The sequence below is a fragment of the Streptomyces sp. NPDC043896 genome (assembly GCF_056435605.1).
On record NZ_JBWKEE010000013.1, the window covers coordinates 12,114 to 27,801 of the forward strand.

Below are 15,688 nucleotides of genomic sequence, written 5' to 3' on the forward strand. Positions count from 1 at the left end.
CCTCCCGTGATCGTTCCGGCTGGTCGCGGAACGCTATCAGCGCGCTCGGACAGTGCCCGGGGCCGGACACGGCCCAAGGCCCCGGGCGGGTGCCGGGCGGGCTCAGGCGTCGGGGTCGACGCCGCAGTAGCCGGCGAAGGCCTTCAGGATCTCTTCCTCCGAGATGCGGCCGTCGCCGTCCGGGTCCAGGGCCGCCGCCACCTGGGCGGCCAGCGCCGGGTCGGTGCCGAGGACGCGCAGCACGCGGGCCGCCGCCAAGGGGGTCGGGCCCGCGCCGTCCTCGTCCGCGACCGCGATCACGGCGTGCAGGAACGGGCGGGCGATCTCGGCGAACCGCTCCGGGTTGTCCCGCAGCCGCTTCGCCGCACCGGTGACGAACTCGTCGCGGGAGACGCGCTGGTTGCCGGCCACGTCGGCGATCCCGGCCATTCCCTGCCAGAACGCCTCGGCGCCGTTGAAGACGGCCTGGCCCTTCTCCGAGCGTGCGGCCGTACCGAATTCGGCCAGCACGGCCTTCGCCGCCGTGCTGAAGTCCTCCCGGTCGATATAGCCGGACCCGTCCTGGTCGAAGGTGGCGAATCGGGCGGCGATCTTGCGCTCGTACTCTGCGCTGTCCATGTTCGGCGTTCCGCCTTCACGTGTGCGTTGGGGCTGTGGTCGGGGTTCAGATCAAGACAGGCAGGAGCGTAAGGCCTACGTGGCCTGCGCGTTAAGCGAAGCGGTCAAGGAGGTGGCCGCATCGAACCCGCGCACGGGGAGCGCGCCGGGGCGCGTACGGGTGTGCCAAGGCGCGGCCTAGCACGGAGGTCCCGCTTCCGGGGGGAGGTTCTCGCAAAACCGGCGCGTTCCCTCCGGTGCGCACTACATTTGACGGGTCGACACACGGCTGGAGGCATGATGACGAAGGACGTTCCACCGCGCTGGGACCGTCGCATGCAGCAGCGTCTCGCCCGCGGCGAGGCCGCCGCACTGGGAGAGCTCTACGACCGCTTCGCCTCGCTGGTCCACAGCCTGGCCCACCGGGTCCTCGGCGACGAGAAGGCCGCCGACCGTGTCACCCGCGAGGTCTTCGGCTACATCTGGGAGAACCCGGACGCCTACGACCCCAAGCAGGGCTCCATGCGCTCCTGGGTCGCCAGGATCACCCAGGGCCAGGCCGTGGCCCGGCTGCGCCAGGCCGAGCTGGGCCGGGGCTCGCGCGAGGAACTCGAACAGAAGGTGCGCAGCGCCAACGCGGCCGCCCGCGCGGACTACATCGTCACCTCCATGCCCGCACCGCTGCGGGCCGCCCTGGAACTGGCGTACTTCAAGCGCCGCGACTACCGCCAGGCCGCCGCCGACCTCCAGATCAGCGAGGACGAGGCGCGGCGCAGGCTGCGCCTGGGGCTCCAGCTGCTGTCGACCGCCAACGTCCTCCCCCGGGAGGACACCGCCCCGCCCGGATACGGCCCACGCGGATACGGAACGCCCCGATGACCGGACCCCCCGAAGACACCCCCGACGACGCGTACGAGCGGCATGCGGGCGGGCGCGCACGGATACCGGGTCCCCGCACGGCCGGTGACGACCTGCACGCCCCCGAGACCCTGCCGCCCGCACCGCCCTCGCACGCCGTGCTGAAGTCCCTGCTCGGCGCGTGGGCGCTCGCCGCCTGCTCCGCGGAGGAGACCCAGGCCGTCGAGGACCACCTCACCGAATGCGCGCCCTGCGCCGAGGAGGCGCTGCGGCTGCGCGACGCGGTGGGGCTGCTGCACCCGGAGGAGAGCCTCGACCTCAAGCCGCTGCTGCGTTCGCGGGTGCTGGAGGACTGCCTGGGCAAGCGCCCGGCGCGCATCCCCGTACCGGTGTGGGCGAACCCGTACGACACCGAGACCGCGCGGCTCGACGCGCTGCTGCGGGACTTCGGCGACTCGGAGTGGCACACCCCGGTGCGGCTGAAGTGGTTCGAGGAGGAACGCCGGCGCACGCACCGCACCACGGTCGCGGGGGTGATCGGGCACCTGCTCACGGTGGACGGGATGATCGCCACGGCCCTCGGGCTGGACGACCCGCTGGGCTCCGGGGCGCCGCCGGGCGGCGGCCCCACGGACCGCACCGAGCACTTCTGGAGCTCCTCCGCCTACCCCGTGACCCGCAGGGTGCGCGAACCGTGGCGGGCGCAGGGGCACACGCTGGTCCGTACCGTGTCCTTCGCGGGCCAGGGCGTGGCCGAACTCTCCGTGGACTACGGGGGTTTCGCGCTGCCGCTCGGCGACGCCTTCCTGGAGCGGGCCTTCGAGTGCTGGGTGCACGCCTGGGACATCGCGGAGGCGGTGGACTACCCGTACGAGCCGCCGTCCGGCCCGCACCTGCACCGGATGATCGACCTCGCCGCCCGGCTGCTGCCCGGCGCCCTGGCGGGCCGGCGCCGCTCGGGGCTGGCGGCACCGGCGCGCGGCCTGGTCGCGGCGGGCGCTCCGGGGCGGACCCTGCACCTGGAGATCGAGGGCGCGGGCGGGGGCGGCTGGGACATCGCCCTGGACTCCCCGGCGGCGAAGCCCTCGCGGGAGCACACGGTGGCGGAAGTCGCGCTGGACGGGCTGGAGTTCTGCCAGCTCGCCGCCGGGCACATCTCCCCGGAGGAGGCGGCGGTCGGCCAGACCGGAGACCGCGAGGCGATCCGTGACGTGCTCTTCGCGGCGGCGTCGCTGAGCAGGCTGTAGGGACACGCCCGTACGCGGCTCCGGGCATGCGGAGCCGCGTACGGGGTGGCGGTGATCAGCTGCGGCTGGCGAGCATCTGGGCGCTGCCGTCTCCGAGGCCTGCGATGGCGACCTTCCGGGCGCCCATTCCGGTGGCCCACCAGCCCTGCCAGGAGCCGCCGGCGTAGCGGGCGGCGTGGTAGGCCTTGCCGTCGTTGCCGACGGCGAGCATCTGGGTGTCGCCGTTCGGCATGCCGGTGATGGCGAGGCTGCTCGCGGCGAAGCCGGGGGCGCCGCCGTAGCCGTCGACCTTGGCCCAGCCCTGGAGGGAGCCGTCGGCGGAGCGGACGTTGTGGTGGACGAGCCCGTCGTTGCCGGTGGCGAGCATCTGGGTGTCGCCGCCCGGCAGGCCGGCGATGGCGATGTCGCCCGCCTGGAAGGTGGCGGCGCTGCCGACGCCGGGGAGGGCGTTCCAGCTGCTCCAGGTGCCGTCGACGGCACGGATGGCGTGGTAGACGTTGCCGTCGTTGCCGACGATGAGGGTCTGCATGCTGCCGTCGGCGAGGCCGGCCGTGGCGATCTTCTTGGCCTGCCAGGTGCCGACGGGGGCCCAGCCCTGCCACGTGCCGTTCAGGAAGCGGGCGTTGTGGTAGATGCGGCCGTCGTTGCCGATCGCCATGACCTGGGCGTCACCGCTGGCCATGCCCGTCATCGCCTGGTCCTTCGCGGCGAACGCGGCGGCGCCGCCGAAGCCGGGCAGCGGCGACCAGCCCGTCCAGGTGCGGTCCGCGTAGCGGGCGGTGTGGTACAGGTTGCCGTCGTTGCCGGTGGCCAGGGTCTGCGTGGAGCCGTCCGGGGTCGCGGCGATGGAGTGCTGGGAGGCGTTGAAGAAGGGCGCGCCGCCGAAGCCGTTCAGTGGAGCGAAGCCCTCCCAGCTGCCGTCGACGAGACGGGTGGCGTGGAAGACGTCACCGGCCTGGCTGACGGGTGTCGAGGGGGTCTCGGCCAGGCCGGACGGGCCGATGAAAGCCAGCGCCCGACCGGCTCCGACCGGGCTGGAGTTGGTCTTCCAGTTGAACCAGGAGCGGAAGCGCACGCCGCCGCTCTCGTTCCCGCCGACCGTCTGGATGCTGTCGCCGTCGACCGCGACGACGATGTTGACGTGGTCGGCCTCGCCGTCGTTGAGGTTGCCGTCCCTGTCGTAGAGGACCGCGTCACCGACCTGCGGGCTGCCGTGCAGCGTCCCCTTGTTCTTGCCGTACTGGTAGATGCTGACGGCCGCCGCGCTGATGCCGGAGGTGTTCGCGCCGGCCCTGTTCCACACCCAGCGGGTGAACTCCGCGCACCAGGCGCCGGGGTACTGGCAGTTGTAGTCGCCGCAGGTGTTGCCGACCTGGGCCCGGGCGATGGACGCGACCGTCTGCGACTCGGCCTGCGCCGGGACGGCGGGCAGGGACACGGCCAGCAGCGGGGCGGCGGCGAAGGAGGTGAGGGCGAGGGTGAGGGTGCGGGAGGAACGGCGCGCGGACATGGTGGGGTCTCCAAGGTGACGGGGCGGCCCGGGGCGGCGGGGCCGGGCGGGCCTGGCGGGGCGGGGCGGGCCTGGCGGGGCCGGAAGGGGTGGGCGGGGCCGGAAGGGGCGGGCGCGCACCGTGGTGCCCGTGGGACGGCTGCCCTGCGCGGACAGCGGCCGGGTGCCCGGGCGGGGCGGTGGGCCGGGAGGGGGTGGCGCGGGTGCGTCGGCGGGGGGTCAGGGGCCCAGGGAGTAGTGGCGGGCCGCGCCCGTCCCGAGGACGGCGGTGAGGAGGGCGCGCGCCTTCTCGTGGGCCCGGGTGTCGTTCTCGGCCCGGACGAAGAGGGCCACGCTCAGCCCTCCGGGGAGGGGCCGGACCCGGACGTGTTCGAGGGCGTGCTGCGGTCCGGCGTGGGCCCAGAGGGCGTCCTGGAGGAGGCTCGCCCCGCTCTCCGTACCCGGTGCCCCGCTGTGACTGATCAGGGGCAGTCGGACGAGGAGCACGCCGCTCAGTCCCACCCGGTGGAGGAGCGGTCCGCGGCCGTGCGGATTCGGGTGAGCTGAGCGGTTCTCGACATGGCGGTGCCCCCTGGCGTACGACCGGTGCGGTGGATCCGGAAGGCGGACGGCCGGGCTCCAGGGGGCGGGTCGCCCCGGTGGCCCCGGCTGCGGGTTCCGTGCCCGCCGCCGTTCCGGTGGCACCATCCTGCTCGGCGGCCATGCCCCGGGGAAGGTGTCCGGACCGGCACCAAGAGGCCTGTCACCTTGGTGCCGCCCGGCGCCCGCCGCCCGCCGCCCGCCGCCCGGGGGCGCGGCCGGGCCGCGGGCCCGGGCGCGGGCCCGGTTCAGCTGTAGCGCTCGCGCAGGCGGTACTTCAGCACCTTGCGCAGGGCGTCGTTGCGGGGCAGCGCGTCGACGAGTTCCAGCTGCTCGGGGAGCTTGTGCGGGGAGAGCCCCTGCGCCCGCAGGTACGCCGTGACCTGCGGCAGGGTGAGCGGTGCGGCGCCGGGGGGCTGCTCGACGACGGCGCAGACGCGTTCGCCGCGCTCCTCGTCCGGCAGGCCGATGACGGCGGCGTCGCCGACGCCCGGCAGCTGGTGGAGGAGGTCCTCGATCTCCTTCGCGGAGATGTTCTCGCCCTTGCGGATGATCACGTCCTTGCTGCGTCCGGTCAGGACCAGATGGCCGGAAGCGGTGAGGTGGCCGAGGTCGCCGGTGATCAGGTAGCCGTCGGCGTCGAAGGCGTCGGCGGAGCCGCCCAGGTAGCCCTGGCAGACGGCCTCGCCGCGCAGCCGGACCTCGCCGTCGGTGCCGGCGGGCAGCGCGGTGCCGTCGGGTGCGGTGATGCGGATGGACATGCCCTCCGGGGGGCGGCCCTCGGTGGTGGCGAGGTTCTCCGGGGTGTCGTCCGGGGAGCCCATGGTGATCATCGGGACCTCGGTCATGCCGTAGCCGTGGGTGAGCCGGCAGCCCAGCTCCCGCACCACCGCGTGGTAGATCTCCGGGGGCTTGGGGGCGCCGCCGCCCGCCAGCAGCCGCAGGCTCGGGAGGAGCTTCACCGAGGGGTCCTTGCGCTGCTCGGCGAGGAACATGGAGTAGAAGGCGGTGGAGCCGCCGGCGATGGTGACCCGGTGGCGGCGGTAGCCCTCCAGCGCGTCCGGCATCGCGAACTTCTCGAAGAGCACCGCCGGGAACCCGTACAGCAGCAGCATCACCGTGTAGTCCGGCCCGGCTATGTGCGCGTACGGGAAGGCCATCGAGCCGACGTCGGCCGGGGTCAGGCGCAGGGCGTGGGCGAGGCAGGAGCCGCCCGCGATCAGGGAGCGGTCGGTGTGCAGGACGCCCTTGGGGTCGGAGGTGGTGCCGGAGGTCCAGTAGATCCAGCGCACGGAGGTGCCGTCGGCGGGCGGCGGGGGCAGTACGGCCGGGTCGCCGTCGGGGAGGTGGCCGTACGCCTCGAAGACCCCGCGGGCGCCGAGCCGGGCGGCCATCGCGGTGTGGTCGAAGCCGCGCCAGAAGCCGGGTACGGCGAAGAACTCCGCCTTGGACTCGCGCAGCGCGAAGCCGACCTCGCGGTCGCGGTAGAAGGGGATCACGGGCGACTGGACGGCGCCGAGCCGGGCGAGGGCGGCCGAGAGCAGCACGGTCTCGATGCGGGTCGGCAGCTGCCAGGCGACGACCGTGCCGGGGCGTACGCCCATGCCGTGGAGGCCCGCGGCGACGCGTTCGGCGCGGTCGCGCAGGGCGCCGAAGGTGAGGGTGCGGTCGTCCGCGGGGTCCTCGGCGGCCTCGATGAGCGCCGGGGCGGCGGGGGTGAGGGCGGCCCGGCGGGCGATGAGCTCCCAGAGGGTCGCGGACCGGCCGAGTTCCGTGGCGACGGCCGTCACGTCGCCCGGCACGCGGCCCGGCAGGTCGCCCGGCACGTCGCCCGGCACGTCGTTTGTCACGCCGTCCGTCACGCCGGCCGGCGTCTCGCCCGGCACCTCGTCCGGCGCGCCGTCCGGCGCCGCCGTTTCCGTGGTCGTCATCGCGGACCTCCCCAGGGCGTGCCGGCCGGGTGCCGGCCCGGGCATCAACTGACGGTTGGTCAGATCAAGGGCAGAGCGTAGGGCTCCGGCGCTTGTCGGTCCAGGGGTGGCGGGGCTAGCTTGTTTCTGACGATGCATCAGATTGGGGAGAAGGAGCGCGAGCGCATGGCACTGGAACTGCCTCGGATCATCAGCGTCGACGACCACGTGATCGAGCCCGCCCACCTCTTCGACGTGTGGCTGCCCGCGAAGTACCGCGACCGCGGCCCCAAGGCCCTCACCGCCGGCATCGGGGAGCTGGAGTACACCGGCGGCAAGTACGTGATCTCCATGGACCCCGACGGCCCGCCGACCGACTGGTGGATCTACGAGGACCTGAAGTTCCCGTACAAGCGCAACATCGCCGCCGTCGGCTTCGACCGCGACGACATGACCCTGGAGGGCATCACCCGGGAGGAGATGCGCCGCGGCTGCTGGGACCCCAAGGCACGGCTCCTCGACATGGACCTCAACCACGTCGAGGCCTCCCTGTGCTTCCCCACCTTCCCGCGCTTCTGCGGGCAGACCTTCGCCGAGGCCAAGGACAAGGAAGTGGCCCTGGCCTGCGTCCGCGCGTACAACGACTGGATGGTCGAGGAGTGGTGCGGCGACAGCGCAGGCCGGCTGATCCCGCTGTGCATCATCCCGCTCTGGGACATCGACCTCGCCGTCGCCGAGATCCGCCGCAACGCCGCCCGGGGGGTCAGGGCCGTCACCTTCTCCGAGATCCCGACCTACCTCGGCCTGCCGTCCATCCACTCCGGGTACTGGGACCCCTTCTTCGCCGTCTGCCAGGAGACCGGCACGGTCGTCAACATGCACATCGGGTCCTCCTCCCAGATGCCCGCCGCGTCCCCCGACGCACCCCCCGCCGTCCAGGCCTCGCTGAGCTTCAACAACGCCATGGCCTCGATGATGGACTTCCTCTTCAGCGGCGTGCTGGTCAAGTTCCCGGCGCTCAAGCTCGCCTACAGCGAGGGCCAGATGGGCTGGATCCCGTACGCGCTGGAGCGCGCCGACGACGTCTGGCGGGAGCACCGCGCCTGGGGCGGGGTCCGCGGCCTCATCCCCGAGCCGCCGTCCACGTACTACTACCGGCAGATCTTCTGCTGCTTCTTCCGCGACAAGCACGGCATCGCCTCGCTGGACGTCGTCGGCCGCGACAACGCCACCTTCGAGACCGACTACCCGCACGTCGACTCGACCTTCCCGCACACCAAGGAGGTCGCCCTCGACCACGTCGAGGGCCTCGACGAGGAGACCGTGTACAAGCTGATGCGCGGCAACGCCATCCGCATGCTCGGCCTGGACCTGGTCTGACATGGACCTCGCCCACACCGAGGAGGAAGAGGACTTCCGGGCCCGGCTGCGCGAATGGCTCGCCAAGACGCTGCCCGACCTGCCCGCCAAACCCTCGCCCGACGACTGGCCGGGCCGTCGCGCCTACGACCTCGGCTGGCAGCGCAGGCTGTACGACGCCGGGTACGCGGGCCTGCACTGGCCCGTCGACGCCGGCGGGCGGGGCGCCACCCCGACCCAGCACCTGATCTTCCTGGAGGAGACCGAGCGCGCGGGGGCCCCGTACGTCGGCGCGAACTTCGTCGGCCTGCTGCACGCGGGACCGACCATCGCCGCCGAAGGCACCCCGGAGCAGCGGGCCCGCTGGCTGCCGCCGGTACTGCGGGGGGACGAGGTGTGGTGCCAGGGCTTCAGCGAGCCCGGCGCCGGCTCCGACCTGGCCTCGCTGCGCACGCGGGCGGTGCGCGACGGGGACGCGTACGTGGTCACCGGGTCGAAGATCTGGACCTCGCACGCCGAGGTCGCCGACTGGTGCGAGCTGCTCGTGCGCACCGACCCGGCGGCCCCCAAGCACCGGGGGATCTCCTGGCTGGCCATGCCGATGGACGCGCCCGGCGTCACGGTCCGGCCGCTGCGCACCCTGGCGGGGTCGGCGGAGTTCGCGGAGGTGTTCCTGGACGAGGTCCGGGTGCCGGTCGCGAACCGGGTCGGCGCCGAGAACGACGGCTGGCGGGTCACGATGGTGACGCTGTCCTTCGAGCGCGGCACCGCCTTCGTCGGCGAGGTCGTCGCCTGCCGGCGGACCCTGACCCGGCTGGCCCGGGCCGCGCGGGAGAACGGCCGCTGGGACGACCCCGTGCTGCGCCGGTGGCTGGGCCGGCTCCACGGGGAGTTCGGCGCGCTGTGGCGGCTCACGCAGTGGAACGTCAGCGAGGCGCAGGGCTCGGGCGGCGTCCCGGGCGCGGGCGGCAGCGTCTTCAAGCTGGCGTACTCGCAGGCGCGGCAGGAACTGTACGAGGCGGCCGCGGCGGTCCTGGGCGCGGACTCCCTGTCCCTGGAGGAGGAGTGGACGGCGGAGCGGCTCTCCTCGCTCTCGTACACCATCGCGGCGGGCACCTCCGAGATCCAGCACGACATCGTGGCCGAGCGGATCCTCGGCCTCCCGAAGGGGCGGTGAGGGCCGTGGACTTCCGGCTGACGCAGGACCAGCGGGACGTACGGGCGGGCATCCGGGACCTCCTCGCGGGGCGGTTCGGGCGCGAGGCGCTGCGGGACTCGGTGTCGCACGGCAGGGACGTGGACCGCGCCCTGTGGCGGGAGCTGGGCGGGGCGGGGTTCTTCTCCCTCCGGCTGCCGGAGTCCGAGGGCGGGGTCGGCCTCGGCCTGGCGGAGGCGGTGCTCGTCTTCGAGGAGGCCGGGCGGGCGCTGCTGCCGGGCCCGCTGGTGGCCACCCACCTGGCCGCCGGAGTGGTCCCGGGGGCGGCCGCGGGATCGGCGGTGGTGACCGCGTTCGACCTGGACGGGCCGCTGGTGGCGCACCTGGGCGAGGCCGACGCCGTCCTCGGGATGCCGGAGGTCCCGGCCGGGGTGCCGGTGCGCTCGGCGGACCCGCTGACGCCGCTGTGGCGGGCCCGGGGCGTGCTCCCGGGCGTGCTCCCGGCCGGGTACCGGGACGCGGGGGCGCTGCTGACGGCGGCGTTGCAGGCCGGGAGCGCGCTGCGGACGGTGGAGCTGGCGGTGCGGTACGCGGGGGAGCGCGAGCAGTTCGGGCAGCCGATCGGGGGCTTCCAGGCCGTCAAGCACCTGTGCTCGCGGATGCTGGTGCGGGCCGAGGTGGCCCGTACCGCGGTGTACGCGGCGGCGGTGACCGGGGACCCCGCCGAGATCGCCGCGGCGAAGCTCCTCGCGGACGGGGCGGCGGTGCGGGGCGCCCGGGACTGCCTCCAGGTGTTCGGCGGGATGGGCTTCACGTGGGAGGCGGACGTGCACCTGCACCTGAAGCGGGCCTGGGTGCGGGCGGAGCAGTGGCGCACGGCGGGGCAGGCGGAGGAACTCCTGGCGGAGTCACTGCTGTCGGAGTCTCTGCTGTCGGAGTCACTGCGGTCGGAGTCCGCGCCGGTGCGGTAGCGGGGTGTTACGGCAGGGCACGGGAGGGACGACGCGGGACGCATGTCCGATTACAGAGAGTTGATATCGGTTTGTGTCCTTCGCCCGGCTCGATGCGGCCCGGAGGCGGGGGTGTGCCGCGATACGCTCCGACGATGCGAGCGGTTGAGCGGCGTGAGCGTCGCACAGTATGCACCACGCCTACTTCTTCGCGCTGGAATATGCCCGAAGCGCTTGTTTTGGTGACTGTATGTCAACCATGCTGCTCGGCACGGGGATCACAGTGGGTGATCCCATCCTGTCGTGAGGCGAAGTGTCCGCCGGTTCGGATGGTGTGAGCGGTGCAGGTGCTTCAGGTACAGCTTGAGGTAGGGCCGGACCCCGCCGAGGTCGGCCGGGCGCGCCGGTGGGCGCGCTCCCGGCTGGCGGGGTCGGGGATAGGGGACGACGAACCGCTCGCGGAGACGCTGATCCTGCTGATCTCCGAGCTGGTCACCAACGCGGTCGTGCACACGGGCTGTCCGGCCGTGCTGCGGATGCTCTTCGGGGGGCCGGGGGTTCGGGTGGAGGTCGCCGACGCCAGCGACCGCGCCCCGGCCCGGCGGCAGGCCGGCGGGGAGGACACCGGCGGGCGCGGGCTGGAGCTGGTCGACGGGCTGGCGGACCGGTGGGGCTGGCAGCGCGAGGGCGCGGGCAAGCGCATCTGGTGCGAGGTCGACCGGGCGGCGGCGGAGGCTCCAGAGCAGGCACCGAAAAATTGTGGGCTTGTGCGGGAACCGCGCGTGTACCTCTAACGAGGTGTTGACGGTTCGTCACCTGTTGATCACCCTGGTGGTGAGCGATTCGTCGCGAGGGGACGCCAAGGGTCCTGTGCCTTGACGAGTGCGGGTCGTGGGGTGGCGGCTGCCGTGCCGCGCTCGGGGCGTGCACGACCGCACGCCGCCACCCGCAGGTTCGCCCGTCGCATAGGCTCGACGGATGGCCGACCTGTACGCCCTCGAACTCGCCCTGGACCTGCACGAGTCCACCCCGGGGCCGCTGTTGGCGCTGATCCGCGACCACATGGAGCCGTACGGAGAGGACGAGAAGTACGGCGACTACGACGAGGACCTCGACGCGTACGTCTTCCCGCCCTTCAAGGTGCTGGCGGAGCGCGGCCCGGCGTACCGCGTGGGCGGCGAGTGCACCGCGGACCTCACCCGCACCCCGCACGGCTGGACCCTCACGGCCCGCCAGGAGATCCACACCGAGACCCTCCCGGACGTGGAGCGGTTCCTGGAGGCCCTGACCCCCCACCTCACCACCCCCGAGACCCCCCTCGGCACCCTCTGCTTCCACGAGGACACCGACCCGACCCCGATCACCCCGGACGCCTCGGGGGCGATCCGGCTGTCGTAGCGGGGGCCGCGCGGGGCGTCGGTGCGGGTGCGTCGCGTCAGGGGCGGGGGCGGCGGGGCGGGATGACCCGTACGTCTGCTCCGCGTGCGCGGAGCCAGTCCTCCAGGGCCGTGCCGGCGAGGGGGGTGCGGGTGCCGTCCGGGGTGAGGTGTTCCGCCGGGCCGAAGACCGTGCCGGTGAGGCCCGCCACGCGGGTGTCGTCGTCCAGCGTCACCTTGAAGCCGTTCTCCCGGAGCACCGCGCCCGTGAGGTCGGCCCCGCGCAGGTCCGTGCCGTGCAGGCCCGCCCCCAGGATGCGGGCGCCGCGCAGGCTCGCGCCGCGCGCGTCGGCCCCGTACAGGTCGGCCCGTACGAGGTCGGCGCCGTCCAGAACGGTGCCGCGCAGGTCGGCGCCGTCCAGTTCGGCCCGTACGAAGCAGGCGCCGGTGGCGTCGGCGCCGGACAGGTCGGCGCCCTGGAGGTGGGTGCGGTGGAAGCAGGTGCCGGTGAGGCGGGCTCCGGCCAGTCCGGTGTCGCAGAACAGGGACGAGGAGAAGTCGGCCCGGGCCAGGTCGGCGCCGCTCAGGTCGAGGTCCGTCATGTCGGTCCCGCCGGGCTTCCCCTCGGCCCCGTCCTCGACCCATTTCCACAGCAGGCCCGCCGCCTCCGGGTCGGCGGGCAGCAGCACCCGCCACGGCAGGACGGCGGGCCGCCGCAGCCGGTACCAGGGCGCGGCCGCCGGATCGGTGCCCAGTTCCTCGCCGCCGTCCTCGACGGTGACGGCCCGGAATCGGGCGTCGAGGGCTTCGAGGCGGGGGTCGCCCTCCAGGTCGCGCAGCGCGTCCCGGGCGTCGAGGTCGTCCGCGTACATGTCGGCCCCGTACCAGCGCAGCGGCGCCCACCCGGCCTCCATGCGGCCGATGAGGTCGGTCCAGGCCCACAGGCGCGGGTCGGTGCCGGGTGGGGCGAAGGGCTGGGACCGCACCACCTCGGGCAGTCCGCGCACGGCGGCGCCGGGGAAGGCCGCCACCCCGGCCTGGGTGGCGGTGACGAGGAGCGCGGGGCCGTCGTCCCCGTCCAGGTGGTCGATGCTGCCCCAGGTGGACCCGCCGCCGGGGGTGAAGACCCGGTAGATCCACGGCTTGCCCGGGTGGTCCGTCAGCACCGCCGTCCCCAGCCCCCGGGCCAGGGCCCGTGCGAGCGTCTCGTCGGACGGCGGGTCGGGGACGGCCTGGCCGGCGTAGAGGACGAGCTGGCAGGAGACGTCCCCGGGCTCGAACCAGGTGATCCCGCACTGGACCGGGGTGTCCCACCGCCAGCCCTCGGCCTCTCCTTCGAGCCCGACCTCGACGGCGCCGTCGCCGAGGGCGAAGACGGCGTCGAGTATCGGGCCGAGGTCGGCCGGGTCGGGTTTCGCGGCGATGAGGAAGCCGTAGTCGCGTCCGGCCATCAGGCGGCCCCCTTGTCCGCGTACCGGGCCTCGATGCCGGCGATCACCAGGCGCAGCCCTTCCTCGAAGCCCAGCTCGTGGTCGTGGAGGAGGCCGGCCCCGGCCTCGGCGGACAGCGGGAAGCCGGCGAGGCGCGCGGCGCGTTCGGCGACGTCGTAGCCCTCGCGGCGCTCGCCGGGCAGCGGCTCGACGCCCTGTTCCTCGGTGACGAACCCGAGGGTGAAGAAGAACGCGGTGGTGGTGGCGCGCAGGGCCTGGGGGAGCGTGAAGCCGGCGGCGGTGAGGGCGCGCAGGTGGTCTTCCGTCTGGGTGGCGTGCTCGGTGCCGGTGAAGCGGGAGCCGCTGAAGACCTTGGCGCCGTCGCGGTAGCGGAGCAGGGCGGTGCGCAGGGCGCGGTTGGCGGCGAGGAGGCGGTCCTGCCAGGGGAGGTCCGGGGGGAGTGCGGCGTCGGCGGCCATCCGCCGGTACATCTCCATCGCCATCTCGTCGAGGAGTTCCTGCTTGTTCTTGAAGTGCCAGTACAGGGCGGGTGCCTGGACGTCCAGCTCCTTGGCGATGGCGCGCAGGCTGAGCCCGTCGAGGCCGAGGTCGTTCAGCAGGCGGAGGGAGGTCTCGACGGCCTGCTTCTTGTCCAGCTTGGGGGATCTGCGGGTAGCCACGCTTGACAGCTTAACAACGTTAAGGGCACTCTCGCGGGGCCCGGCTCCCGCAGTCGGGCGGGCCCGTGGACCTCTCCCCGTCCGCCGTCCGCGCCCTGGTCGCGGCCCGTACGCACCTTGCCGCTGACGCCGTGACGGAGGTCCGCTGGGCGTCGGACTTCCGTCCGCGCGCGGCGATGGCCGACCGGTTCCGGGAGGGCCGGATCTTCCTCGTCGGCGACGCGGCGCACGTCCACTCGCCGGCGGGCGGGCAGGGGCTCAACACCAGCGTGCAGGACGCGTACAACCTGGGCTGGAAGCTGGTGGCGGTGCTGAGCGGAGCGGCCCCCGAAGCCCTCCTCGCCACGTACGAGGAGGAACGCCTCCCGGTCGCCGCCGCGATGCTCGGCCTGCCGACCCGGATCCACCGCGGCGAGGCCCGCCGGGGTGCGGCCACCCGGCAGCTCGGCCTCGGCTACCGGGACTCCTCTCTGGTGGTGGAAACCCGCCCCGGCCTCCCGGCCGACGCCCCTCCCAGGACCACCGCGCTACGGGTGTGCGGGCGATCAAGTCCATGCCTCTCGGGCAGAGCCTGGCCGGGCGCCACCGGCTCGGACGTGATCACATCAGATCGGTGAGATCCGGCCCACGGCCGTCGACGAGTTCCGCGTCCTCCAGCCCGTAGGGCTTGGCCATGCCGAAGTAGGTGGGTTCCCCCGGCTCGGCCTCGACCCCCAGGAGTGCATCGAGTTCCCGCAGTGCCGTGGCGAGGCGGGGTGCGTTGCGGGCGTGCACCTCGGGGTGCGGGTTGCCGCGGAAGTCGCAGGTCGCCCATACGTCGTGGTGCACGGACAGCGTTGCGGAGGGCCCGATGGAGTCCGGCGACACCCGGAGCTCGACCAGGCGGCCTTCCTTGCGGGCGGTGCCTTCCGCGTCGTACCAGGTTCCCGATCCGACCACGACGAAGCCCGTCATCTCCGCACCCGGGTGACCCACCGGCTGGCACCCGCGGATCTCGTCCGCGAGCTTCTCGTCGCCCAGGGACCGGCTGATGAGGCTCAGCCCGCTGTCGATGCCGAGCCCGCCCTTCCCGACCTCGAACCAGCTCCACTCCAGCGCCTGGGGCTCGAGCAGACCGTGCGTGGACAGCACGGCCGACATCCGTTCGGCGGTCGCGAGAGCGGGCTCCAGCCCCGACTCGCTGACGTCGTAGAGATCCCAGAACCACGAGCCGCTCTCCCTCGGCGCGCGCATCAGAATCGACATGGGGCTTCCTTACGGCTTGGTGGCATTGGTTGGGTAGATGGTGATGGAACCGTCATTGAAGCGCAGTTCAAACGAGGCGTTGGTGCGGTCTGCCGCCCCCTGGACCGAGCGCAGGTCCCGTTCCGTCAACGCACCCTTCACGTCGTGAACGTCAAGAATGGCAACCTTGACGCCAACTCCGTTTTGGGGAGGTCGTTCCAGACGACGTCGTCGGTTTTGGGGAAGGCGCCGTCGACCTTGCCGAGGTTGGCGAAGAGTTCGCCGATCTTGAGTTTGCCGGGGGCGAGGGAGCCGGCTTTGCCTGCGGCCTGGCCGACGTAGGTCATGGGGTCGATGAGGCGGCCTGCCGTGCCGGCGGCGCTGATGGCCTTGGCGACGGTGCCGGATTTGGCTCCGGTTCCGGCTCCGGAGGTGAAGACGGTGGTGAGGACGTTGAAGGTGGCGGCTGCGGCGTTGACGTCGTGGATCAGGTCGTTGTTCTCGTCGGTTTTCTTTCCGTCGTCCTTCCAGTGGGCGTCGCCCTGGATGGTGTTGGTGAAGGCCATTGCCTGCGCCTGGAGTTGTTTGAGCCGGGCCACGATGGGGCGTGCTTCGGCAGCGAACTCGCCGAGAGCCTTGGCGGCTGATTCGAGCTGGTCGGCGAAGTAGTCGCTTTCCGTCTGCACCCGGTTGGTGGTGGCGAAGAGCTGGTCGGCTTCGGGCGCGGAGTAGAAGGAGGTCAAATGCTGGAACTCGGTGTGGACGTTCGCCCCGGTGTCGCGGAGCGTGCTCGCGGCGGCCGCGATCGCGGT

The 15,688-nt window shown here is 73.2% G+C and carries 15 protein-coding genes and 1 pseudogene; 8 read left to right on the plus strand and 8 right to left on the minus strand.

The genetic code is table 11. The features are described from left to right. Positions 1–102: 102 nt before the first annotated feature. On the minus strand, positions 103–618 hold the full coding sequence (locus AC069X_RS19895; RefSeq protein ID WP_478729915.1) for an EF-hand domain-containing protein: 516 nt from the start codon (positions 616–618) through the stop codon (positions 103–105). Positions 619–897: 279 nt separating this feature from the next. Here AC069X_RS19895 and AC069X_RS19900 point away from each other — a divergent pair, with 279 nt between their 5' ends. Beyond that, positions 898–1,476, plus strand: coding sequence for a sigma-70 family RNA polymerase sigma factor (locus AC069X_RS19900; RefSeq protein ID WP_478729916.1), 579 nt, complete (start codon positions 898–900; stop codon positions 1,474–1,476). Next, positions 1,473–2,702 carry a zf-HC2 domain-containing protein gene (locus AC069X_RS19905; RefSeq protein ID WP_478729917.1) on the plus strand — a complete coding sequence of 410 codons (1,230 nt, stop codon included), beginning with the start codon at positions 1,473–1,475 and terminating at the stop codon, positions 2,700–2,702. Before AC069X_RS19900 ends, AC069X_RS19905 begins: the two co-directional genes overlap by 4 nt. A gap of 55 nt (positions 2,703–2,757) precedes the next feature. Here AC069X_RS19905 and AC069X_RS19910 read toward each other — a convergent pair whose 3' ends face one another. From AC069X_RS19910 to AC069X_RS19920, 3 genes are all read right to left on the minus strand, one after another. Next, positions 2,758–4,212 (minus strand): CHAP domain-containing protein, encoded by a 1,455-nt coding sequence (locus AC069X_RS19910; RefSeq protein ID WP_478729918.1) that lies wholly within the window; start codon positions 4,210–4,212, stop codon positions 2,758–2,760. Between the two features lie 219 nt (positions 4,213–4,431). Beyond that, entirely contained in the window at positions 4,432–4,698 is a 267-nt protein-coding gene (locus AC069X_RS19915) for a hypothetical protein (protein WP_478729919.1), read from the minus strand. Between the two features lie 341 nt (positions 4,699–5,039). Further along, complete coding sequence (locus AC069X_RS19920) at positions 5,040–6,722, minus strand: class I adenylate-forming enzyme family protein (RefSeq protein ID WP_478729920.1); 1,683 nt, start codon at positions 6,720–6,722, stop codon at positions 5,040–5,042. A 165-nt stretch (positions 6,723–6,887) separates the two neighbouring features. On the opposite strand from AC069X_RS19920, the gene AC069X_RS19925 reads away from it, so the two are divergent. From AC069X_RS19925 to AC069X_RS19945, 5 genes are all read left to right on the plus strand, one after another. Further along, complete coding sequence (locus AC069X_RS19925) at positions 6,888–8,081, plus strand: amidohydrolase family protein (protein ID WP_478729921.1); 1,194 nt, start codon at positions 6,888–6,890, stop codon at positions 8,079–8,081. 1 nt (position 8,082) lies between these two features. Then, on the plus strand, positions 8,083–9,237 hold the full coding sequence (locus AC069X_RS19930; protein ID WP_478729922.1) for an acyl-CoA dehydrogenase family protein: 1,155 nt from the start codon (positions 8,083–8,085) through the stop codon (positions 9,235–9,237). Between the two features lie 5 nt (positions 9,238–9,242). Next, on the plus strand, positions 9,243–10,187 hold the full coding sequence (locus AC069X_RS19935; protein WP_478729923.1) for an acyl-CoA dehydrogenase family protein: 945 nt from the start codon (positions 9,243–9,245) through the stop codon (positions 10,185–10,187). A 320-nt stretch (positions 10,188–10,507) separates the two neighbouring features. Further along, the gene (locus AC069X_RS19940) at positions 10,508–10,960 is read left to right on the plus strand and encodes an ATP-binding protein (protein WP_478729924.1); all 453 of its coding nucleotides are present in this window, start codon (positions 10,508–10,510) and stop codon (positions 10,958–10,960) included. A 184-nt stretch (positions 10,961–11,144) separates the two neighbouring features. After that, the gene (locus AC069X_RS19945) at positions 11,145–11,564 is read left to right on the plus strand and encodes a hypothetical protein (protein WP_478729925.1); all 420 of its coding nucleotides are present in this window, start codon (positions 11,145–11,147) and stop codon (positions 11,562–11,564) included. Between the two features lie 37 nt (positions 11,565–11,601). Here the strand turns inward: AC069X_RS19945 and AC069X_RS19950 are convergent, their stop codons facing one another. Further along, entirely contained in the window at positions 11,602–12,993 is a 1,392-nt protein-coding gene (locus AC069X_RS19950; protein ID WP_478729926.1) for a pentapeptide repeat-containing protein, read from the minus strand. Continuing rightward, a complete protein-coding gene (locus tag AC069X_RS19955; protein WP_478729927.1) occupies positions 12,993–13,652 on the minus strand; it encodes a TetR/AcrR family transcriptional regulator C-terminal domain-containing protein in 660 nt (219 codons plus the stop codon). The genes AC069X_RS19950 and AC069X_RS19955 overlap by 1 nt, the downstream gene beginning before the upstream one ends. A gap of 56 nt (positions 13,653–13,708) precedes the next feature. Here AC069X_RS19955 and AC069X_RS19960 point away from each other — a divergent pair. Further along, positions 13,709–14,161, plus strand: a pseudogene (locus AC069X_RS19960) (FAD-dependent monooxygenase); the annotation flags it as partial. Positions 14,162–14,252: 91 nt separating this feature from the next. Here AC069X_RS19960 and AC069X_RS19965 read toward each other — a convergent pair. Further along, complete coding sequence (locus AC069X_RS19965) at positions 14,253–14,897, minus strand: hypothetical protein (RefSeq protein WP_478729928.1); 645 nt, start codon at positions 14,895–14,897, stop codon at positions 14,253–14,255. 137 nt (positions 14,898–15,034) lie between these two features. Next, positions 15,035–15,619, minus strand: coding sequence for a hypothetical protein (locus tag AC069X_RS19970; RefSeq protein WP_478729929.1), 585 nt, complete (start codon positions 15,617–15,619; stop codon positions 15,035–15,037). Positions 15,620–15,688: the final 69 nt, after the last annotated feature.